This is a genomic window from Flavobacterium salilacus subsp. salilacus (assembly GCF_004634195.1).
Taxonomy (GTDB): Bacteria; Bacteroidota; Bacteroidia; order Flavobacteriales; family Flavobacteriaceae; genus Flavobacterium; species Flavobacterium salilacus.
On record NZ_SKBP01000003.1, the window covers coordinates 130,878 to 151,331 of the forward strand.

General features: G+C 38.1%; 19 protein-coding genes. 5 read left to right on the top strand and 14 right to left on the bottom strand.

The annotated features are described in order from the left end of the window. Positions 1–8: 8 nt before the first annotated feature. Both E0W68_RS05355 and prfB read right to left on the bottom strand, forming a co-directional pair. Complete coding sequence (locus E0W68_RS05355; RefSeq protein ID WP_135218387.1) at positions 9–1,241, bottom strand: GAF domain-containing sensor histidine kinase; 1,233 nt, start codon at positions 1,239–1,241, stop codon at positions 9–11. 238 nt (positions 1,242–1,479) lie between these two features. Then, a protein-coding gene (gene prfB, locus E0W68_RS05360) for a peptide chain release factor 2 (protein ID WP_135218388.1) occupies positions 1,480–2,578 on the bottom strand; the annotation gives its coding sequence in 2 pieces (ribosomal slippage) (positions 1,480–2,514 and positions 2,516–2,578; 1,098 coding nt in all). A gap of 48 nt (positions 2,579–2,626) precedes the next feature. Between prfB and E0W68_RS05365 the strand changes: the two genes are divergently transcribed. Beyond that, positions 2,627–3,652: a threonine aldolase family protein gene (locus tag E0W68_RS05365; RefSeq protein ID WP_135218389.1), complete on the top strand. Its 1,026-nt coding sequence runs from the start codon at positions 2,627–2,629 to the stop codon at positions 3,650–3,652. Positions 3,653–3,809: 157 nt separating this feature from the next. On the opposite strand, the gene E0W68_RS05370 is transcribed toward E0W68_RS05365, so the two are convergent. Continuing rightward, positions 3,810–4,133, bottom strand: coding sequence for a YbaB/EbfC family nucleoid-associated protein (locus E0W68_RS05370; protein WP_135218390.1), 324 nt, complete (start codon positions 4,131–4,133; stop codon positions 3,810–3,812). A gap of 75 nt (positions 4,134–4,208) precedes the next feature. On the opposite strand from E0W68_RS05370, the gene E0W68_RS05375 reads away from it, so the two are divergent. Together E0W68_RS05375 and E0W68_RS05380 are read left to right on the top strand one after the other, a co-directional pair. Further along, on the top strand, positions 4,209–6,338 hold the full coding sequence (locus E0W68_RS05375; RefSeq protein ID WP_135218391.1) for a S9 family peptidase: 2,130 nt from the start codon (positions 4,209–4,211) through the stop codon (positions 6,336–6,338). An 82-nt stretch (positions 6,339–6,420) separates the two neighbouring features. Then, positions 6,421–7,461 carry a PLP-dependent cysteine synthase family protein gene (locus E0W68_RS05380; protein ID WP_135218392.1) on the top strand — a complete coding sequence of 347 codons (1,041 nt, stop codon included), beginning with the start codon at positions 6,421–6,423 and terminating at the stop codon, positions 7,459–7,461. 128 nt (positions 7,462–7,589) lie between these two features. Here E0W68_RS05380 and E0W68_RS05385 read toward each other — a convergent pair whose 3' ends face one another. The 6 genes from E0W68_RS05385 to gcvT form a co-directional block, all read right to left on the bottom strand. Continuing rightward, on the bottom strand, positions 7,590–8,309 hold the full coding sequence (locus E0W68_RS05385; RefSeq protein WP_135218393.1) for a head GIN domain-containing protein: 720 nt from the start codon (positions 8,307–8,309) through the stop codon (positions 7,590–7,592). A 135-nt stretch (positions 8,310–8,444) separates the two neighbouring features. Further along, positions 8,445–9,077, bottom strand: a complete 633-nt coding sequence (locus E0W68_RS05390) for a DUF4097 family beta strand repeat-containing protein (protein WP_135218394.1) — start codon at positions 9,075–9,077, stop codon at positions 8,445–8,447. After that, positions 8,998–9,633 carry a hypothetical protein gene (locus tag E0W68_RS05395; RefSeq protein WP_135218395.1) on the bottom strand — a complete coding sequence of 212 codons (636 nt, stop codon included), beginning with the start codon at positions 9,631–9,633 and terminating at the stop codon, positions 8,998–9,000. Before E0W68_RS05395 ends, E0W68_RS05390 begins: the two co-directional genes overlap by 80 nt. A gap of 468 nt (positions 9,634–10,101) precedes the next feature. After that, positions 10,102–10,812 carry a YebC/PmpR family DNA-binding transcriptional regulator gene (locus E0W68_RS05400; protein ID WP_135218396.1) on the bottom strand — a complete coding sequence of 237 codons (711 nt, stop codon included), beginning with the start codon at positions 10,810–10,812 and terminating at the stop codon, positions 10,102–10,104. A gap of 79 nt (positions 10,813–10,891) precedes the next feature. Further along, a complete protein-coding gene (locus E0W68_RS05405) occupies positions 10,892–12,940 on the bottom strand; it encodes a S41 family peptidase (RefSeq protein WP_135218397.1) in 2,049 nt (682 codons plus the stop codon). 5 nt (positions 12,941–12,945) lie between these two features. Then, positions 12,946–14,028 (bottom strand): glycine cleavage system aminomethyltransferase GcvT, encoded by a 1,083-nt coding sequence (gene gcvT, locus E0W68_RS05410; protein WP_135218398.1) that lies wholly within the window; start codon positions 14,026–14,028, stop codon positions 12,946–12,948. Positions 14,029–14,191: 163 nt separating this feature from the next. Between gcvT and E0W68_RS05415 the strand changes: the two genes are divergently transcribed. Next, positions 14,192–15,685 carry an NAD(P)H-hydrate dehydratase gene (locus E0W68_RS05415; RefSeq protein ID WP_135218399.1) on the top strand — a complete coding sequence of 498 codons (1,494 nt, stop codon included), beginning with the start codon at positions 14,192–14,194 and terminating at the stop codon, positions 15,683–15,685. 76 nt (positions 15,686–15,761) lie between these two features. Beyond that, positions 15,762–17,270 carry a histidine ammonia-lyase gene (gene hutH, locus E0W68_RS05420; protein WP_135218400.1) on the top strand — a complete coding sequence of 503 codons (1,509 nt, stop codon included), beginning with the start codon at positions 15,762–15,764 and terminating at the stop codon, positions 17,268–17,270. 126 nt (positions 17,271–17,396) lie between these two features. Here hutH and E0W68_RS05425 read toward each other — a convergent pair whose 3' ends face one another. Genes E0W68_RS05425 through rimK form a run of 5 tightly spaced genes read right to left on the bottom strand, consistent with a single transcriptional unit; the run spans position 17,397 to position 20,332 of the window. Next, complete coding sequence (locus tag E0W68_RS05425; protein WP_135218401.1) at positions 17,397–17,960, bottom strand: GNAT family N-acetyltransferase; 564 nt, start codon at positions 17,958–17,960, stop codon at positions 17,397–17,399. 10 nt (positions 17,961–17,970) lie between these two features. Continuing rightward, entirely contained in the window at positions 17,971–18,369 is a 399-nt protein-coding gene (locus tag E0W68_RS05430) for a hypothetical protein (protein ID WP_135218402.1), read from the bottom strand. A gap of 4 nt (positions 18,370–18,373) precedes the next feature. After that, a complete protein-coding gene (locus E0W68_RS05435) occupies positions 18,374–18,571 on the bottom strand; it encodes a GldL-related protein (protein WP_135218403.1) in 198 nt (65 codons plus the stop codon). Positions 18,572–18,583: 12 nt separating this feature from the next. Next, the gene (locus tag E0W68_RS05440) at positions 18,584–18,946 is read right to left on the bottom strand and encodes a DUF1304 domain-containing protein (RefSeq protein WP_135218404.1); all 363 of its coding nucleotides are present in this window, start codon (positions 18,944–18,946) and stop codon (positions 18,584–18,586) included. Positions 18,947–18,961: 15 nt separating this feature from the next. Then, positions 18,962–20,332 carry a 30S ribosomal protein S6--L-glutamate ligase gene (gene rimK / locus E0W68_RS05445; RefSeq protein WP_135218405.1) on the bottom strand — a complete coding sequence of 457 codons (1,371 nt, stop codon included), beginning with the start codon at positions 20,330–20,332 and terminating at the stop codon, positions 18,962–18,964. Positions 20,333–20,454: the final 122 nt, after the last annotated feature.

The window sequence follows — 20,454 nt, forward strand, 5'->3', positions numbered from 1 at the left end:
AATACGTATTAATAATTGGACAGAGGTTGTATTACAACCTCTTCTTTGTTATAGCATATAGGTAATGATACAATAAATGATGTTCCTTTATCTTTACCTCCGCTTATTGCTTTTATTGTACCGTTATGCAATTCAATAAACGATTTTGATATTGACAGCCCCAGCCCGCTGGAAGTTTCTTTTCCCGTAGGTTTAGAACTCAGTTTGGCAAACTTGGTAAACAGTTTTTTCATATCTTCATCATTAAGCCCCTGACCTTCGTCATGAACCTCTATTTGTACCATTTCATCAACCTTGCGGGCTATAATGCCAATAGTAGCTCCTCTGTAGGAATATTTTATAGCATTACTGACTAAGTTGTGCATAACGTCGGATATTTTAGCCCTGTCAGCATTAATGCGGGGTAAATCATCATCACAATTTAATTGTATTACCTGATCTTTTCTGCTGGCAAGCAATTCAAAATTGTTCAATATTTTAGTAAATACTTCTCTTAAATCTACCTGTTCTATAGCCAGTATTGTATCGTTATTTTCATCCTCTTCCGATTGTTTTAAAAGCTCGGTAAGTTTAGCTTGTATTCTGGAAACAGACGATTTTATCATAATCGTCATTTTGTCCTTCATACCGCTGTCTTTAGTAAGTATATCGTTGGCAAGGCTTATCGAAGCAAGTGGGTTTTTGATTTCATGCAGCGCAATATTCATCAGGTTTATTTGCGACTTTATCCCTTTACTATAGCGTAGCTTGTTTTCCAGTTTGTCTATAATAATTCTTGATAAAGTTTTTAACATGCTCAGTTGCTCATCCGTAGCTTCTCTCGGTACAGAGTCCACTACACATATTGTTCCCATATTGTACCCTTCGGGCGATTTTAAAGGAGCTCCGGCATAAAATCGTATGCCGTCTTTATCACTTACATAGGGGCTGTCCATCAAGTCCGGATGCTTGTAAGTATCATTAAATACAGTAACTTTATTATGTAATATGGCAAGGCTGCAAAGGCTGTGCTTACGGTCAACTTCGTTAAACGGCAGGCTACTTAAATTCGATTTAAAGAATACCCTGTCCTCATCTACAAAAGATATAAAAGCATTAGGAACACCAAATATTTGAGAAGCCAGTAAGGCAATATTATCAAAAGTGTCTTCGGAATGTGTATCTAATATTTGATACTCATGCAACTTTTCAAGTCGCCGTGATTCGGTTTCCGGAATAAAATTTAATGTGCCTAAAATCATCTTGATTATTAAAAAGATTTTTTTTAAGATTTAACAAGTAATAATCCCGTACCAAAATACAATAAATTTCAAAACCAAATACATTTCGGGAGTCTTATATCCAAAAATGAAAGCAATTCATATATTTTGTAATATATTTCTTTACTATTACTCATTACGGGAAGTAAAATATAAAAGGAACATCCTAAAGCTTTTTTTAAGATGTTCCTTTATTTGTTATTTGGCTTTATGGTAAATACTATTCTTCCTCTCTTTGCCCCATCATCATAAGGTAAGCTTTCAGGAATTCGTCAATATGTCCATTCATAACACCATCTACATCACTGCTTTCGTGTTGTGTACGTACATCTTTAACTAACTTGTATGGGTGCATTACATAGTTCCGAATTTGCGAACCCCACTCAATTTTCATTTTTCCTGCCTCTATTTCATCGCGTACTGCCTGGCGTTTCTTAAGCTCAATTTCATACAATTGCGATTTTAAAAGCTGCATCGCTTTTGTTTTATTATCAAGCTGAGAACGTGTTTCGGAGTTTTCGATAATAATACCGGTAGGGTGGTGGCGCAGCCTTACAGCCGTTTCTACCTTATTTACATTTTGTCCGCCCGCACCACTGGAACGCATGGTTTCCCACGATATATCTGCGGGGCTTATTTCAATCTCAATAGTATCATCGGCAAGCGGATATACATATACTGATGCAAATGAGGTATGGCGTTTGGCATTACTGTCAAAAGGGGAGATGCGCACCAAGCGGTGCACCCCGTTTTCACCCTTCAGGTATCCAAAGGAATAATCGCCCTCAAATTCGAGTGTTACGGTTTTTATACCCGCAACCTCACCCTCTTGGTAGTTAAGTTCTTTTATTTTGTAGCCTTCTTTTTCGCCCCACATCATGTACATACGCATCAGCATGCTCGCCCAATCGCAACTCTCTGTACCACCTGCACCTGCTGTTATTTGTACCACCGCACTCAGGCTGTCGCCTTCGTCCGATAGCATATTTTTAAACTCAAGGTTTTCCAGATGGGTAATAGTATGTTGGTACTGGCTGTCAAGCTCTTCTTCGGTGGCATCGCCCTCGCGGAAAAACTCATACATAACCTGTAGCTCTTCGGCTAAAGCATTGGCTTTCTCATAGTCTTCCACCCATTTTTTCTTAGAACGAAGCTCTCTTACAATACGCTCGGCTTCCTTAGTATTATTCCAAAAATCAGGAGCAAAAGTCTTTTCTTCTTCATTAGTAATTTCTATCAACTTCCTGTCGATGTCAAAGATACCTCCTCAGCGCACCAAGGCGCTCCATAATACCTTTGATTTGTTCGGTATTTGTCATAAATAATGTAGTTTTGTGGTTACAAAAGTAAGCTATCCTTTCGATACTATGGAAATAAATTTAGTAAGTGATACCGTAACCAAACCCGGTCATGAAATGTTGCAACAAATGTTTCGTGCAAAAGTGGGTGATGATGTTTATAAACAGGATGTTACAGTAAATGAGTTGGAGGAAACAGTTGCGGATTTGTTCGGAATGGAGGCTGCTTTATTTTTCCCGTCAGGCACTATGGCAAATCAAACTGCCATTAAGTTACACACCAATCCCGGCGACCAGTTGATATGCGATAAATGGGCGCATGTTTATAATTACGAAGGTGGCGGAGTATCTTTTAACAGCGGGGTATCGTGCTGCCTGCTGGATGGTAACAGGGGTATGATAACTGCGGAGCAGGTAGAAGCGGCAATAAACCCGCCTGACTTTTACCACAGTCCGCTTACCAGCTTGGTATGTGTAGAAAATACTACCAATAAAGGTGGTGGCGCTTGTTATGATATAGAAACGCTTGGAGCGATAAAAATGGTATGCAAAAAGCACAACCTCAGCTATCATTTAGATGGTGCCAGGCTTTGGAACGCAATGGTTGCCAAAAAACAACACCCAAAACAATTTGGCGAACTCTTCGATACCATATCGGTTTGCCTTTCCAAAGGGCTGGGCGCTCCGGTGGGTTCATTACTTATAGGTGATAAAGAAACGATGGACAGGGCATTACGCATCCGCAAAATATTGGGTGGGGGTATGCGTCAGGCAGGTTACCTTGCAGCAGCGGGTTTATATGCCCTGCAACATAATGTGGGCAGGCTGGAAAACGACCACAAGAGAGCCAAGCAGCTTGGCGAGGTATTGCAACAGCAGGTTTGGGTAGAAAAGGTAGAGCCTGTAGAAACCAATATTGTTATTTTTTCGGTACATCCGCAGTATAACGAAGCGGTTATTATAGAAAAACTAAAGCAAAAAAGCATCTTTATAAGTGGTATGGGCAAGGGTAAACTGCGCATTGTTACCCATTTGGATTATAAAGAGGTTATGCATCAGTATGTATTGGAAACGTTGAGTAAACTTAGTTTTTAGGCAATAGGCAATAGGCATAAGCCAATAGCCAATAGTGATAAGGCAATAGTAAAAAACACAACTCTCATTGCGAGGAGGGACGACGAAGCAATCTGATAAAGATTGCCACGCTCCGTTTCACTACGCTCGCAATGACAGTTTCGATAATTGTTACTTATCACGAAAACATATCCATACCCGGTATGTTCGGCATACCTTCTTTAGCCACTGCGCCAAGTTCGGCTTCGTTTACTGCGGTAGCTTTTTCTATTGCTTTGTTCATTACCAGTATCAGGTAATCTTCAAGCTGCTCCTTGTCCTCCAGCAAACTATCGTCAATAGTTATGGTTTTAATCTGTCTGTTAGCTGTCAAGGTTACTTTCAGCAACCCGTCATTACTCTGCTCATCTACCAGTACAGTGTCCAGTCTTTTTTTAGTTTCCTCTATCTTTTGCTGGGTTTCTTTAATTTTACCCATCATTCCCATAATATCTCCAAACATTTTTATGAATTTTATTAATTGTTTATGGTACAAAAATATTAAATTGCATGGTTATACGCTAATTCGTTAAATAGAATGAAGAAACTCTTACTTTTAAGTTGTGTTTGTATTATTTTTGCCTGCAAGCAGGAAAACAAAAATAAATCAATGACTGAAACACACACGCCTCCTACGGCAGCCATTCACCCCAAACAACTTGAAAAGCACGGCGATGTGCGTATCGATAATTATTACTGGCTTAACGAAAGAGAAAATCCTGAAGTAATAGATTACCTGAATAAAGAGAATGAGTATTACCAAAAGATGACTGAACACACCAAGAAGTTCAGGGAAGATCTTTATGAGGAAATGAAGGGCAGGATAAAAGAAGACGATTCATCCGTGCCTTACTTCTACAATGGTTATTACTACATTACCCGTTACGAGAAAGGTAAAGATTACCCAATATATTCCCGCAAAAAAGACAGCCTTGATGCTAAAGAAGAAATAATGTTCGATTGCAATGAAATGGCAAAAGGGCATTCATATTTTAACCTTAACGGGCTAAACGTGAGTGAAGATAACCAATGGGTGGCTTTTGGTGTTGATACCGTATCGCGCAGGCAATATACCCTACAGGTAAAAAATTTATTTACCAACGAAATACAGCCTGTAAAAATAGAAAACACCACAGGAGGCTCTACATGGGCAGGTGATAATAAAACATTGTTTTATACCCGTAAAGACTCTGTTACCCTGCGTTCTGAAAAAATATACAAGCACAAGTTGGGTACACCCGCAACTGAGGATAAAGTAGTATATCATGAAAAAGATGATACTTTCTCTGTATTTGTGTATAAAGAAAAATCTAAAAAATACTTGGTTATAGGCAGCAGCAGTACACTTACTACGGAGTTTAGAACGCTTGATGCGAAAAAGCCTGACGGCGAGTTTAAAATATTCCAGCCCAGAGTACGGGGTATGGAATACAGTATATCCCATTATGGCGATAAGTTTTATATTGTTACCAATAAGGATAAAGCGACTAACTTTAAACTGATGGTTACTCCTGAAACCAATACCGGTATGGAAAACTGGAAAGACCTGATACCGCACCGTAAAGATGTATTGGTAGAGGATATTGATATTTTTAAAGATTATCTGGTAATTTCCGAGCGTTCTAACGGATTGAACAAAATAAGAATACGCCCATGGAAAGGGGAGGAGTATTACCTGCCTTTTGAGAGTGAAACTTATACGGCAGGCACATCGGCAAATCCGGATTTTAATACAGATATACTGCGCTACAGTTACCAGTCATTAGCCACCCCATCTTCGGTTATCGATTTCAATATGAAAACGCAGGAAAAAACCGTTATGAAGGAGCAGGAAGTACTGGGTGGTAAGTTTGATAAAAATAATTATACAGAAGAGCGCGTTTGGGCAACTGCCGAAGATGGTACTAAAGTGCCAATTTCTATGGTATATAGAAAAGGAATTGAGAAAGACGGTAACAACCCACTCCTGCTTTATGCTTACGGCTCATACGGGGCATCTATGGATCCTTATTTTTCATCGGTAAGGCTTAGCCTGCTCGACAGAGGTTTTATTTATGCCATAGCGCATATAAGAGGCGGAGAAGATTTAGGGCGCGAGTGGTATGACAATGGTAAATTGCTTAAAAAGAAAAATACATTTACTGATTTTATTGATTGTTCAAAATTTGTAATTGCTGAGGGGTATACCTCAAAAGAGCATTTGTATGCCGAAGGCGGTTCTGCCGGAGGGCTGCTTATGGGAGCAGTGGTAAATATGGCTCCGCAATTATATAACGGCGTTATAGCCCAAGTACCTTTTGTAGATGTGGTAACTACTATGCTGGATGACAGCATACCGCTTACTACCGGCGAATATGATGAGTGGGGCAACCCTAACGAAAAGGAATACTATGATTATATGAAATCATACTCTCCTTATGATAATGTAAAGGCGCAGGATTACCCAAACATGCTGGTAACAACGGGGCTTCATGACTCTCAGGTGCAATACTGGGAACCTGCCAAATGGGTAGCCCGCTTGAGAGCGCTGAAAACAGACAATAATGTATTATACCTCGATACTAATATGGAAGCAGGGCATGGAGGGGCTTCAGGACGATTTGAAGCCTTAAAAGAAGTTGCTAAAGAATATAGTTTTTTGTTAGATTTAGAAGGAATTAAAAAGTAATTAAATTTTTTTTGTTAGCTTTGCATGGTTTTGAGGTTAATAAAAACTATGTGCACAGTTTACCTTGATTAACTTATTTTTTATGAAAGAAGAAATAAAAGCCTATAATAATGTATTGGAATTAATTGGTAACACACCGCTGATTAAAATCAATAGAATTACAGAAGGATTAGAAGGGAATTTTTTTGCTAAAGTAGAAGCTTTTAATCCGGGCCATTCAACCAAAGACAGAATTGCATTATACATTATTGAGGAAGCCGAAAAAAGAGGCATACTAAAACCGGGAGATACTATTATAGAAACTACCTCGGGCAATACTGGTTTTAGTGTGGCAATGGTAAGCATTATTAAAGGCTATGACTGCGTTTTGGCAGTAAGTTCTAAATCATCCAGAGACAAGATTGATATGCTGCGTGCTATGGGCGCAAAGGTATATGTATGCCCTGCACACGTATCGGCAGACGATCCTCGCTCTTATTACAATGTTGCCAAAAGACTGCATGAAGAAACTAAGGGCTCGGTATATATCAATCAGTACTTTAACGATCTTAATATTGATGCTCATTATAAGACTACCGGACCGGAAATATGGGAGCAAACTAACGGGAAAATTACCCACCTTGTAGCCTGTAGCGGTACGGGAGGTACTATTTCGGGAACAGCACGTTACTTAAAAGAGAAAAACCCCAACATTAAAGTACTTGGTGTAGATGCTTATGGCTCTGTATTGAAAAAGTATCATGAAACCAGAGAGTTTGACAGCGAAGAGATTTATCCGTACAGAATAGAAGGTTTAGGGAAAAACCTTATACCTACGGCTACTGACTTTGATGTTATTGACAAGTTTATAAAGGTATCTGACGAAGACAGTGCCCATGCTGCACGGTATATAGCCAAAACCGAAGGTCTTTTTGTAGGATATACCAGTGGTGCCGTTTTGCAAGCGGTAAGGCAGTATTCGGAAGAAGGAGAATTTGATGCTACCAGTAACGTAGTACTAATATTCCCCGATCATGGTTCGCGTTATATGAGTAAAGTATTTAGCGATGAATGGATGAGCGAACAAGGCTTTTTTGACAGCGTTAACCTTGAAGCTGCTCAAAAAATTGAATTTATAAAATAGAACACACACTTATCAATATACAAAACCATCTTTTTTCGAGGATGGTTTTTTGTTTTTAACAGAATGTACCGGAAGTAAAAAAAAGAGCCATCTGTTAAAGATGGCTCTTAGCGAAGTGAAATATAAAATCAAAACGTTTTAAACTCGCCCGATCCTATTTTTTTAAAATCCTGTTCTGCGGGATCTCCTGTAAAAGTTATCGTTCCGGAACCGCTTATCCGCCCTTTTATAGCTTTGTTACTCTCTGCCTCTATAGTACCGGGTCCGGATATAGTTGCATTTACCGTATATGACCTTAAGTAATGTGCATCAATATTACCTGAACCTACAACTTTACAAGCAAGGCTGTCAGTCCTCCCGTTTAGTTTAATATTGCCCGAACCGAGTACTATAGCTTCTGCCTTTTCGGCTTTTACTTTTACATCTATAGAACCTGCGCCATCTAAGCGTACTATTATATTATTTGTAAAAGTATTTTTTCCTACAATTTCTCCACTCCCCACAAGTGTTATTTGGTTCAGGGTACTATAAGGTACTGTAATTTTTACGCTGTTGTTTTTGTGAGGTTGTAGTTTTATACTGTCTGGCAAGGCAATAGCCAGTATGCCGTCGCTTGTTGTAGTAACTTGTAAAAAAGCTATAATATTTTCAGCACCATCCAGCTTTATATTACCCGCGTTTTTACTCTCTGTAAGTTTTACTTCAAAAGGTCCTCTTACGACTATTTGATTAAAGTCGCCCACTTTTCGAATTTCTTCTGTTGTTTTTTCACTACCTGTTATTACTTGTTGTGCTGTTACAGATAGGGCAAAGAAACCCATGACAATTAGAAAAATTGCTTTTTTCATGATAAATGTTTTTTGATTGATGATTGATTTATCTCCTTTTTAAAGGGAAATTGATGATTGATTTTTTACTTTGTTTATTACTGTTAGTAGGTTATATTTTTAAGACGATAGTAGTTTACTAATGGTTGTATAAGGTTATATTTTAACCCATTTTATATCTCCGTATGTGGATTTGATATAAATTTTATTATTGCTGTTGCCCCCGTATTGACCTATATGGTGCGAGTTAAAATCTTTATCATGTATTGTAGTGTATTTAAAATCTCCTTTGTCGCCACTCGAATTGGAATATTCTGTTAAAAGTTCAAAGTTAAACTTCGAATCATGCATATACAGTAGTGTTACATCTGAATAAGAACTATTAATGCTTACATTCTTAACCGATTTGTCCAGAGCCATTTTTATATCTCCATATTCTATAGCAACATGAAGCAGTTCCTCCACTTTTTCAACTTTAAGATCGGAATAGGTTGACTTGCCTATAATACGTGCAGATTTACCAATTGTTACATCACCATAATCCGAATTATAGTTTAGTTCTGTAATTGTACCTATTTTAATCTCAGAGTATTCACTTTTCACTTCAAAATTTTCAGTTTTTGTCAAAATAAATTCAGAGTGCTGAGCTTTTATTTTTATAAAAAAACCTGCTATTAGCAGGTTTTTTTTGTGTTTACAGAATTTTAGATTAACAATTATCCAAGCATTTATCCCTAACCCATTTAAGCATATGTATATTAGACCTATAATTTGAAAGTAGCTCAGCATAATTTTCAGGCTCCTCGTTACATTGTCTTGTTAAAATCCTAGAAAAGGCATTTACTCTACTTTCGTAAAAATCCCAACAGTCTTTTACGCAATTACTAGCAGGGTTTGTAGGACTTTCTGGCTGCCAAGGTATAAAAATAGTGGTGTCATCGTGATCTATTTGTGCATATTCACTAAAAAAAGTAGTATTGGCAGATACTACTTTCTCAGCAGTACTAACTATAGATCCGTATTCATTTACTGCCTCATTATAATCTACAAAGCTTGTAGTGTGGATATTCGTAGAAATCCATGACATCATTTTACTTTCATTATCAATATCAGCGATGTCTCCATTATAATTCATTTTTTGTGTAAATGATTGTGTTTTGGATTCGAGGTCAATATAATCTTGTGAGGAAATCATAGCATTAAAGAGAGTCTCTAAGTCATGACCTCCTGATTTTAACTGATAATCACTAGTAAGTTCAGTTTGATTAGCTTCTTGTTCTGTACTCTCATTAGAACATGAGATACTTAAAAATAAAACGAAGATTGCAAAAAATGTTTTTTTCATGATAAATTAATTTTTTAATGGATTAATAAGGTCAAATATACTTAAATACAGAAAATGAACATTAACTTATGGTTAAGAATCAATATCTGATAAGAAAAATAATTTTTATTGTGATAAAATAACGTTAATACAACTTTTATGTTTTATTAATACGTTTTTTGTTTTATAAAACATTATAACATCGCTTTATAGTAAGCGTTATATATTTCATATTGGGCATTGGTATTACCTTTTTTGCAAAGGGTAATCAGTTCGTTTATATTGGTAGTGGCAGTTATCAAGCTTTTAAACGTTCTATTTATTACAAAGACAGTACAGATATTAAAATGTTACAGTACGCTGAAATTTTTTTTTAAATCTATGAATTTCTATATCAGCGTAATAAATTTTGCATCAATATATTAATCCATAAAAAAAGCTGCCTGTATTGCAGGCAGCCTTATAATATTTTTATTGTAATAATTGTTACTACTCTTTCATAGTGTGGTAAACATTCATAACATCATCATCTTCCTCTATTTTTTCGAGTAGTTTCTCTACATCGGCTACTTGTTCTTCGGTAAGTTCTTTAGTAACTTGCGGAATTCTCTCGAAGCCCGAAGAAAGTATTTCTAATTCTCTGTTTTCCAATTCTTTTTGTATTGCTCCAAAGCTTTCAAACGGAGCATACATTAAAATCCCGTCTTCGTCAGCAAAAATTTCTTCTACACCAAAGTCAATCATTTCAAGCTCAAGCTCTTCTATATTCTGTCCTTCGGCAGGAATACGGAAGTTGCACGTGTGGTCGAACATAAACTCTACGGAGCCTTGTGTGCCCAACGTACCGTTACATTTATTAAAATAACTGCGTATGTTGGCTACGGTACGGTTGTTATTATCTGTTGCGGTTTCTATAAGTATGGCAATACCATGCGGTGCATAGCCTTCAAAAAGCACTTCTTTATAGCTTGCCGTGTCTTTATCAGATGCTTTTTTAATGGCACGCTCTACATTTTCCTTAGGCATATTGGCAGCCTTTGCATTTTGTATTACTGCCCTTAGTTTTGCGTTACTTTCGGGGTTTGGTCCACCTTCTTTAACTGCAATTACAATATCTTTTCCTATTCGTGTAAACGTTTTGGCCATTGCCGACCAACGTTTCATTTTTCTGGCTTTTCTAAATTCGAACGCTCTTCCCATATTTTTTATGTTTGCAGCACAAAAATAAACTTATTCATCGTTTTTTCAAAAACAATTACAGTCGATTTTTGTAGTATTCCTACTGTATCTTTAGGTTTATAAGATCGTTTATTACATTTACCCCTTCATATACAAAAAGGTTGGTTTTAAGCGAGTTTATTTTATATTCGTTTATACTTTTATAGAAATCATCGGTAGCTAAAATCGCTGTTTTATCAGATGCCGGCGCATTTATACCCAAATCATTTTCTTTATTGGCAAGTAGGTTTATTTCGCTCCATAGCGCGTCCATAGCATGAACATCGTCAAAAACAGCATCGAAGGTTATAGGTAACGGAGTTTTATCTTTTTCATATAAAGCATCGATACGCTTGTTAATAGATTGTATAGAAATAAATGAGGTATCGGCAGCAACTCGTTTTTTACTCATGGCAATAACTTTATTCAGCGCTATATCCGGCATTTGCTTAAATTTCAGTTTTATATCGAGTGTGTCATTTTTCATAGCGGTAGGAAGGGTGCTTTCCCTTGGCAGAAACTTCTCAAAAAAGTCGGGCAGGGGTACATCCGGCACAATACCGCTATATTGGCTGCTTTTGCCTGTAACGCGGTAAAATTTATCTATGGTAACCTTCACAAAATCCGTATTCTTTTTCTCTTCATCCAGTGGTAATATGGTTTGCATACTGGCTTTACCCATAGTAGTATTGCCTACTATTATAGCTCGATTATAATCTTGCATAACGCCTGCAAAAAACTCGCTTGCCGAAGCCGAGAAGCTATTTACAAGCACTACCATAGGGCCGTCATACAGCATACCGCGGTTGTAATCTTTTATAACATTGTTATAACTGTTCCTGCCGGCTATGATGGTAATAGGGCCAAAGTTAATAAACATGCCTGCCATGCTTATTACCTCGTCCATAGAGCCGCCTCCGTTATACTGCAGGTCTATAATAAGACCTTGTATATTTTGTTTCTTCAATTTAAGCACTTCTTTGGCTACATCATCTGCACAGCCTTTAAGGCTGGTATGGTCAAAAGCCGAATAGAAACTGGGTATTTTTATATATCCTATAGGGTTAACATCGCCCAGTATATAGCTATATACACTGTGATCTTCGGACTTCATTACTTTTTTTTCCAGTTTAACCAAATAAACAGTTCCGTCTTTTTTGCGCATTGTAAGCTCTACATCGCGGTAAGTATCCGAAAAAACGATGTCAATTATTGCCTCCATCGAAGCGCATGAAACGGTATGTTCAATATCATTAGCAGCCAGTTTTAAAATTTGGTCGCCTTTATCTATTTTGTAGGTTTTATAAGCAGGACCGCCGGGCACAATTTCCTCCACAATAATTTCTTCCTTTTCATTAAGGCTTACATATAGCCCCAAAGAATAATTTTCGGAAGAGATACCCGAAATAAAGCTGCTTTTTTCGCTATAATTAAAATAGGTAGAGTGAGGGTCGAAATAATTACAAAATACGGAGAAGAATCGGTTATACATGCTGTTGTTAAACCCCTCGGTAGGGTTTAGTAAAGCGTTTATTTTACATAAATAGGACTCTGTTATTTTGCTTTTCGACAGCGCACCCAGTTCGGGCAATAATACTTTTAAAGAGTCTTTATTCTTACCCAGTTTGGCTATATCTTCCAGTATGTCAAAAGTTATTCGCTTACGGATAAAGTTCTTTATTTTATCTGCTTTCTTATTATAAGGAAAAGCTTTTTTGGAATAAAATATAGTATCGGCAGTAGTATAGGGCAGGTTGGTGGCTGTAAGTTCTTCTACTATAATTTTATTGCGGTTAAGCGCAGCTTGATAGATGGTTATAAAATCATCAAAAAACAAACAATCTTTGTTTTTTAAATAATCGTCCAGTTTATATTTATGCAGTGCCAGCTTGTCATAATCTTCCTGTAAAAACAGTATATGGTTATCATCAAGCTGTTCTATTACAGTATTAAAAACATAAACCGATAAACTGTCGTCTATCGGTTTAGGCTCAAAGTGGCGCGATTGCAGAACGTTGTTTATCTTAGAAAAAACATCGCACGCTCTTTCATGATGCTGCGCTTTCGCATTCAGCGAAAACAGTATAGCAAGTGCGATAATTTTTTTCATAGGCGTTATTTTTTATAAAACGGGAGCTTTACCACCTTTGCAGGAATGTCATTCTTCCGAATCCTGATATATATTTCGCTGCCCTCAGCGGCATATTCAGTAGGTACATAGCCCATGCCTATACCTTTATTAAGCGATGGCGACATAGTACCCGATGTTACTATACCTATTACATTACCTTCTTTATCAGTAATTTCATAGTCATGCCTTGGTATTCCCCTTTCAGTCAGTTCAAAAGCTACCAGTTTGCGGGTTACACCTTCTTCTTTTTGCTTTTTAAGCGCTTCGGAGTTGGTAAAGTCTTTTGTAAATTTAGTTATCCAGCCCAGTCCCGCTTCCAGTGGCGATGTGGTATCGTTAATATCGTTACCATACAGGCAAAAGCCCATTTCCAGCCTTAAGGTATCACGCGCGGCAAGCCCTATAGGCTTAATACCGTAAGCCTTTCCGGCTTCAAAAACTTTATTCCATATTTGCTCAATCTCGCTGTTTTTGGCATATATTTCAAAACCACCACTACCGGTATAGCCTGTAGCCGATATAATAACATGCTCTATACCTGCAAAATCGGCTACTTCAAAATGGTAATATTTTATAGCAGCAAGATCTACAGAGGTAAGCGACTGCATGGCCTCCATAGCCATAGGACCTTGTATGGCAAGTAACGAATAATCGTCTGATATATTACGCATTTCTGCGCCCATATCATTTTTACCCGAAATCCAGTTCCAGTCTTTCTCTATATTCGAGGCATTTACTACCAGTAAATACTGTTCCTCTTTAATACGGTATATAATAAGGTCATCTACAATTCCGCCCACTTCATTTGGCATACAGGAGTATTGCGCACGACCTATGGTAAGCGTCGAAGCATCATTACTGCATACTTTTTGTATCAAGGCAAGTGCATTAGGTCCTGAAAGCAGAAATTCGCCCATGTGCGATACATCAAAAACACCAACACCGTTTCTTACGGTTTCGTGTTCAACAGTTACTCCTTCATATTGTACAGGCATATTGTAGCCTGCAAACGGAACCATTTTAGCTCCCAGTGCTTCGTGAATGTGCGTAAGCGCAGTATTTTTCATTGCGTTTGTTTATAATTGTGTTTGATGATGCTAAATTATTGAAAAACTTACTTTAAAAATAATGAATGGTTGATAATATTTAATAGAATGGTATAAAATCAGTTTAAAAACCTTGTAATCCTGATTTTATGTAATAATTTTATACAATCAATTCCACACCACCATGAAAATTTTTGGAGCTGCCGAAGTGAGGAAAGCAGACGAACTTACCTTACATAACCAGCAAATAACCTCAACGGATTTAATGGAGCGTGCTGCTACACAAGCCTATTTATGGTTAAAAATTAAATTTCCTGATAAAGAAACCCTGTTTCATGTTTTTTGCGGTCAGGGTAATAATGGCGGTGACGGTTTAGTAATAGCCCGCTTATTGAAACAAGATAACTATCATGTGGTGCTTGATATCATAGAAAGTGCAGGGAAACCTTCTGCAGATTTTTCCATCAACCTGGATAAGGCTAAAGAGGCAGGGATAACAAATAACCACAAAAAAGAATACCAATATACTAAAGGGGAATTAGTTATTATAGATGCTATATTCGGGATAGGGCTTACTCGTGAGCCTGATGATGCAGTAAAAACAACTATTAATGAAATTAATAACAACAGTTCTGCAACTGTAGTATCAATAGATGTTCCTTCCGGGATGTTTCTGGACAGGAAAACCGAAATAGCGGTACAAGCAGATTATTTACTTACGTTTCAGTTTCCTAAACTCGCATTTTATTTACCCGACAATTATAAATATTGTACCATTATTGAAATATTAGATATCGGGCTGGACAAACAATTTTTAAAAGACACTCCCTCTGATTATTACCTTACCGATAGGGCAGAAGCCATAAAAAGATTTAAACCCTTATTGCCCTATGCCCACAAAGGCACACAGGGGCATGCGCTGATAATAGGAGGTAGCTATGGCAAGATTGGGGCTGCGTGCCTTTCGGCTAAAGCAGCTTTAAAAACAGGTTGTGGACTGGTTACGGCATATATACCCGAATGCGGATATAATATTATGCAAACCTACCTGCCGGAAGCAATGGTACTGACAGAGGGTGAAAAACATTTGCATAATATAAATTTTGACATAAAACCAAATGCTGTAGGCATTGGTATGGGAGTAGGGCAGCACCCTGAAACACAGACTGCCCTGTACAATTTTCTCAAAAATAATACTGCGCCGTTAGTAATAGATGCCGATGCGCTTAATATCCTTTCAGCAAATAAAGAGTGGCTTAAACTCTTGCCCGAAAATACAATACTAACTCCGCACCCTAAAGAACTGGAAAGGCTTATGGGGAGTTGGGAAAATGATTTTGATAAGTTGGAAAAACTCAAGCTTTTTTCTATACAACACAAGGTTATTGTAGTGGCAAAAGATGCCCGTACCCTTGTGGTACAGGGGGATAAGGTTTGCATAAACGCGAGCGGTAATGCAGCTTTGGCAACAGGTGGTAGCGGCGATGTATTGGCAGGCATTATCACATCACTTGTAGCGCAGGGATATGCCCCTGTTGATGCTGCTGTTTTTGGGGTTTATTTGCACGGATTAACAGCCGATATTGCGGTTAAAGAAATTAGCGCCCAGACGTTTACAGCATCAGATATTGTTGAATATCTGAGCAAAGCCTATAATAATATTGCGGCAGAGTACTAATTAAATGAAAAATTCACAAAAAAGTTGTTTTTTAATTAAGGAATAGTGAATTTTGCCCTTTTAAACACTTCTTAAAATGGAAACCACACACTATATAAGCTCCGATATATTATCCCTCGAAATTGTACAGGATATCCTCTCTCAGGATAAAAAACTTGCCCTCTCTGAAGAAGCCAGGATAAACATCCAGAAGTGCCGTACCTACCTTGATGATAAAATGAAAGAACATGATGAGCCTATTTATGGTATAAATACCGGGTTTGGCTCGCTGTGTGATGTAAAAATATCAAATACAGATCTTTCTAAACTGCAAGAAAATTTGGTAAAATCGCACGCTTGTGGTACAGGTGACGAAGTGCCGGAAGCTATTGTAAAAATAATGTTGCTGCTGAAAATACAATCGTTAAGCTACGGTCATTCAGGAGTACAGTTGCAAACCGTAGAACGATTAATCGAGTTTTATAACAATAACATACTGCCTGTAGTTTATACGTTAGGCTCGCTTGGTGCATCGGGCGATCTTGCTCCATTGGCGCATCTGTCGCTACCACTATTAGGCGAAGGAGAAGTTTATGCTGATGGTTTCCGCCAACCGGCTCATAAAGTATTGGAAAAAATGGGATGGGCACCTATAGTGTTACAATCTAAAGAAGGACTTGCCCTGCTGAACGGTACACAGTTTATGGCTGCCTATGGTGTGTATATATTGCTTAAATCTACCAAGTACTGCTATTTAGCCGATTTAATAGGAGCAGTATCTTTAGAAGGGTTTGACGGTCGTATCGAACCGTTTAATGAACTGATACACATGGTACGACCGCACAAAGGACAAATAATTACCGCAAGACGTTTTAATGAACTACTGGAAGACAGCGAAATTATTGCCCAGCCTAAAAAACACGTGCAAGACCCTTATTCTTTCCGTTGCATACCGCAGGTGCATGGTGCTACTAAGGACACTATTGATTATGTGAAAAAAGTATTCCGTACCGAAATTAACTCTGTTACCGATAATCCGAATATATTTATAGAAAGTGACGAAATTATATCGGGAGGTAATTTTCACGGACAGCCTTTGGCATTAACACTTGACTTTTTGGGTATTGCGCTTGCCGAATTGGGAAGTATATCCGAAAGACGTACGTATCAGCTTATTTCAGGATTGCGTGGATTACCACCGTTCCTGATAGCTAACCCCGGATTGAATTCAGGGTTTATGATACCGCAATATACCGCAGCCAGTATTGTGAGCCAAAACAAACAACTTGCCACACCGGCAAGTATAGACAGCATAGTATCGTCTAACGGGCAGGAAGACCACGTGAGCATGGGGGCAAATGCGGCGACTAAAACCCTTAGAATTATTGAAAACTTAGAGCGTATACTTGCCATAGAGCTTATGAATGCCTCGCAGGCGCTGGAGTTTAGGCGACCGCTTAAATCGAGCGAGTTTATAGAGATGTTTGTAAAATCATATCGTGAAGAAGTACCCCTGTTAGAAGAGGATAGAATATTGCATTATGATATAGAAAACACAATAGCTTTTCTTAACAATATAGAAATTGATGATAGCGTATTTGAATAAATAAAAAGGAGTTGTCTCAAAAGTGTCATTCTGAACGCAATGTAATGGAGTGAAGAATCTCAATTGTTTGATAAACAAGAGATTCTTCCTTCGTCAGAATGACAAAAATAGTTGTTTAAGCACTTTTTAGACAGCCTCTTTTTTTATGGAGTATTTATACTCATTCTTCAGCAGGCTGTACATGATGGAATCTTCCATTGTTCCGTCCACATTATAATGCTCCCGTAAACGCCCTTCATAAACAAATCCGTTTTTTTGTAACAGTTTAAGCGAAGGCTCGTTATACTCGGCTATCAATGCTTCAACCCTGTGCAGTTGCATAATTTCAAAACCGTATTTTAAAACAGCGGCAAGAGCCTCGCTCATATATCCTTTTCTTTTATGGCTGTCATCGTTGATGCTGTAACCTATTTCGGCGCGGCTGTGTTTAGGATACCATGTATGGAAACCACACCAGCCTACAGCGGTTCCTGTTGCTTTCTCTGTAAGCACAAAATTGACAAAAGTGCGGTTATAAGTTACTATTCCTTTGCTGTAATTATCTTTTTCTTTAGCAAAGTCTTCATCAGTAGCAGTGCCGAGAAACTGTTTTATATCCTCATCGTTTAAATTTGTGAACAAATAATTATAAATTTCAGGCGTCAGCTTTTTAAGCACCAGTCTTTCGGTTATTATTTCATCAACTTGCATGGCTTTAATGTTATTTGTCTTTGGCAATAAAAACCTCATCCCTGCGCTTAAATTTGGGGCTGTTTGCCACACGTACAAGTTGTACATAAGAACTATCAGTTGCCGGGATTATTTTTACGGTCATAGTGCCCAGCTTGAGTACCTCTTTGTTTTTTTGTACGGTAGTTGCGGTAGGAGTAAGGGTATAGGTACAACTGTCAACCCATTTAATGGCAAAGTGATATTCTTCCTGAGTGTTCTCTATTTTTTCTGTTTGTTCGTTATCTTTACGGGTAATGATGCATACTTTTCCGGACTCTTTATCCGTAAACTTAAAAGTACCGTTTCTAAAATCTGTACAGTTACTTTGGCTGTACCCGTAAAAGCAACTTGTAAGTATGCAGATATATAGAGTAATTTTTAGCTTCATTAACTTACTTATTTAAGAAATCAACTGTATTTCTTTCTCGTACTATTTTAATTATAAATAGTAGTATTGCGAGTGCTTTACCTCCCATACCTATAGTCAGCATAATACTCGCATAGGGCCAGTGCATCAATTTAAATAATGCCCCGATAACGAGTATTGTAAACGAGATAAGGAATACTATAATAATATGCCAGTTTTTCATAACTTCTATTTTTTATAAAATATAAATCGAAAGCAATCCTGCCAAAGCAGGCACTGCCTGTACATACAATATTGTTTTTTGCACGGTAGCCGCGCCATATATTCCTGCTATGGCAACACAGCATAAAAAGAAGGTAGCCACATGGATGCTCCAAGCAGCATCTGTAATACATAACGACCAGATTAGCCCTGCGGCTAAAAAGCCGTTATACAACCCCTGGTTGGCAGCCATAGGTTTGGTAGGTGCAAACAATTCGGGCGGAAATTTCCTGAAAACTTTTTTAGCCCTTGTCATCCAGCCAAACATTTCCAGCCATAGTATATAAATATGTACAACGGCTATAAGGGCAATGATTATTTGAGATAATAGCGTCATGAGCTACAACTATTTTTATCGCACCATTTTAAAATTTTTCTCAATAGCGCGTATCATTTCACTTGCAATATCTTTTTCGGTAGCCCCTTCAATACCTTCCAGTCCGGGCGATGAGTTTACCTCCAGAAGCAAAGGTCCTTTCGCAGAACGTATAATATCTACACCGGCTACTTTAAGGTTCATGGCTTTTGCTGCTTTAACGGCTATTCTTTTTTCCTCTACAGTTGCTTTTACTACCGATGCTGTCCCTCCCAAGTGTATGTTGGCTCTAAACTCGCCCGGTAATGCCTCACGCTGTATAGAGGCTACTACTTTTCCGTCGATTACAAAAAGGCGTATATCCTTGCCATCTGCCTCTTTTATAAATTCCTGCACCAGTATGTTTGCATTTAGGCTTTTAAAGGCATTAATAACACTTTCGGCAGCCTTTTTGGTTTCAGCCAGTACTACGCCTTTGCCCTGTGTGCCTTCCAGCAGCTTTACAATAAGCGGAGAACCGCCCACCATTTTTATAAGGTCGTTAGTATCCAAAGGAGAGTTCGCAAACCCTGTAGTAGGTATATCTATACCGTTATTTAGTAACAACTGTAATGAGTACAGCTTATCTCGCGATTGTGTTATGGCGGTAGCCGAGTTTAGACAATATACTTTTAATGCTTCAAAATGACGTGTAAGGGCGCAACCGTAAAACGTCATGCTGGGGCGTATGCGCGGTATAATGGCATCAAAATCATTAAGCACCCTGCCCCCCCGATAGTGTATCTCCGGAGTATCGGCATCCAGTTTCATGTAGCAATATTTCAGGTTCAAAAAGTGCATTTCGTGTCCCCTCATTTCTCCTGCCTCAATAATACGCCTGTTACTGTACAATTCAGGATTACTGGCAAGTACGCCTATGCGAAGTCCTGTGCGTACCTCTTCGTTTTTTTCGTAATATTCTTTTAGTTTTTCGATAGTAGGTTGCCCTAACAGGTATTTTTGTTCAGGATCTACCAATATACGTCCGCTCATAGCTTCGCGCCCAAGCAGCATCCTGAAACCCATAGAGTCACGATTGGTAAGCGTAAGTTCAATTTGCCATCGCGAGTCGCCCACTTGTATTTCCGATTGTATCACATAACGTTTTTCGCGATAGCCACTGGAGCTTTTTACAATACGTTTATCTACCAACGGAGCTTCGCAGTGTATAATTGTCCTGGTATTATTTTGTATGGGATTGATGTCAAATTTTACCCAATTTTCAGCATTTTTCTGAAAAGGTGAAATATTAATGGCATGCAGGGCAGAAGTTTTAGCTCCCGAATCAACACGCGCCTTAATAGTTGGTATGCCAAGTTCAGGAAAAGTGCACCACTCTTCACTCCCTACAATTACTTTGTCTAACATTTTGTATTAAGATTATTCAAACTAAAGTACTACTTTTTTTTACAGAAAAAAGTAAACGACCGTTTTTTCTGTAAAAATTAGCAATTACTAAACATAAGCAAAAAAATCCCCGCAGTCTATTA

Coding starts and splice junctions, on each gene's coding strand:
- E0W68_RS05385 (WP_135218393.1), bottom strand. CDS start 8,309: ATGAAAAAAGCAATTTTTCTAATTGTCATGGGTTTCTTTGCCCTATCT.
- E0W68_RS05435 (WP_135218403.1), bottom strand. CDS start 18,571: ATGAAAAACTGGCATATTATTATAGTATTCCTTATCTCGTTTACAATA.
- E0W68_RS05375 (WP_135218391.1), top strand. CDS start 4,209: ATGAAGAAACTCTTACTTTTAAGTTGTGTTTGTATTATTTTTGCCTGC.
- E0W68_RS05380 (WP_135218392.1), top strand. CDS start 6,421: ATGAAAGAAGAAATAAAAGCCTATAATAATGTATTGGAATTAATTGGT.
- E0W68_RS05430 (WP_135218402.1), bottom strand. CDS start 18,369: ATGAAGCTAAAAATTACTCTATATATCTGCATACTTACAAGTTGCTTT.
- E0W68_RS05395 (WP_135218395.1), bottom strand. CDS start 9,633: ATGAAAAAAACATTTTTTGCAATCTTCGTTTTATTTTTAAGTATCTCA.
- E0W68_RS05440 (WP_135218404.1), bottom strand. CDS start 18,946: ATGACGCTATTATCTCAAATAATCATTGCCCTTATAGCCGTTGTACAT.
- gcvT (WP_135218398.1), bottom strand. CDS start 14,028: ATGAAAAATACTGCGCTTACGCACATTCACGAAGCACTGGGAGCTAAA.
- E0W68_RS05365 (WP_135218389.1), top strand. CDS start 2,627: ATGGAAATAAATTTAGTAAGTGATACCGTAACCAAACCCGGTCATGAA.
- E0W68_RS05400 (WP_135218396.1), bottom strand. CDS start 10,812: ATGGGAAGAGCGTTCGAATTTAGAAAAGCCAGAAAAATGAAACGTTGG.
- E0W68_RS05425 (WP_135218401.1), bottom strand. CDS start 17,960: ATGCAAGTTGATGAAATAATAACCGAAAGACTGGTGCTTAAAAAGCTG.
- E0W68_RS05390 (WP_135218394.1), bottom strand. CDS start 9,077: ATGCTGAGCTACTTTCAAATTATAGGTCTAATATACATATGCTTAAAT.
- rimK (WP_135218405.1), bottom strand. CDS start 20,332: ATGTTAGACAAAGTAATTGTAGGGAGTGAAGAGTGGTGCACTTTTCCT.
- E0W68_RS05415 (WP_135218399.1), top strand. CDS start 14,192: ATGAAAATTTTTGGAGCTGCCGAAGTGAGGAAAGCAGACGAACTTACC.
- E0W68_RS05355 (WP_135218387.1), bottom strand. CDS start 1,241: ATGATTTTAGGCACATTAAATTTTATTCCGGAAACCGAATCACGGCGA.
- hutH (WP_135218400.1), top strand. CDS start 15,762: ATGGAAACCACACACTATATAAGCTCCGATATATTATCCCTCGAAATT.
- E0W68_RS05405 (WP_135218397.1), bottom strand. CDS start 12,940: ATGAAAAAAATTATCGCACTTGCTATACTGTTTTCGCTGAATGCGAAA.
- E0W68_RS05370 (WP_135218390.1), bottom strand. CDS start 4,133: ATGTTTGGAGATATTATGGGAATGATGGGTAAAATTAAAGAAACCCAG.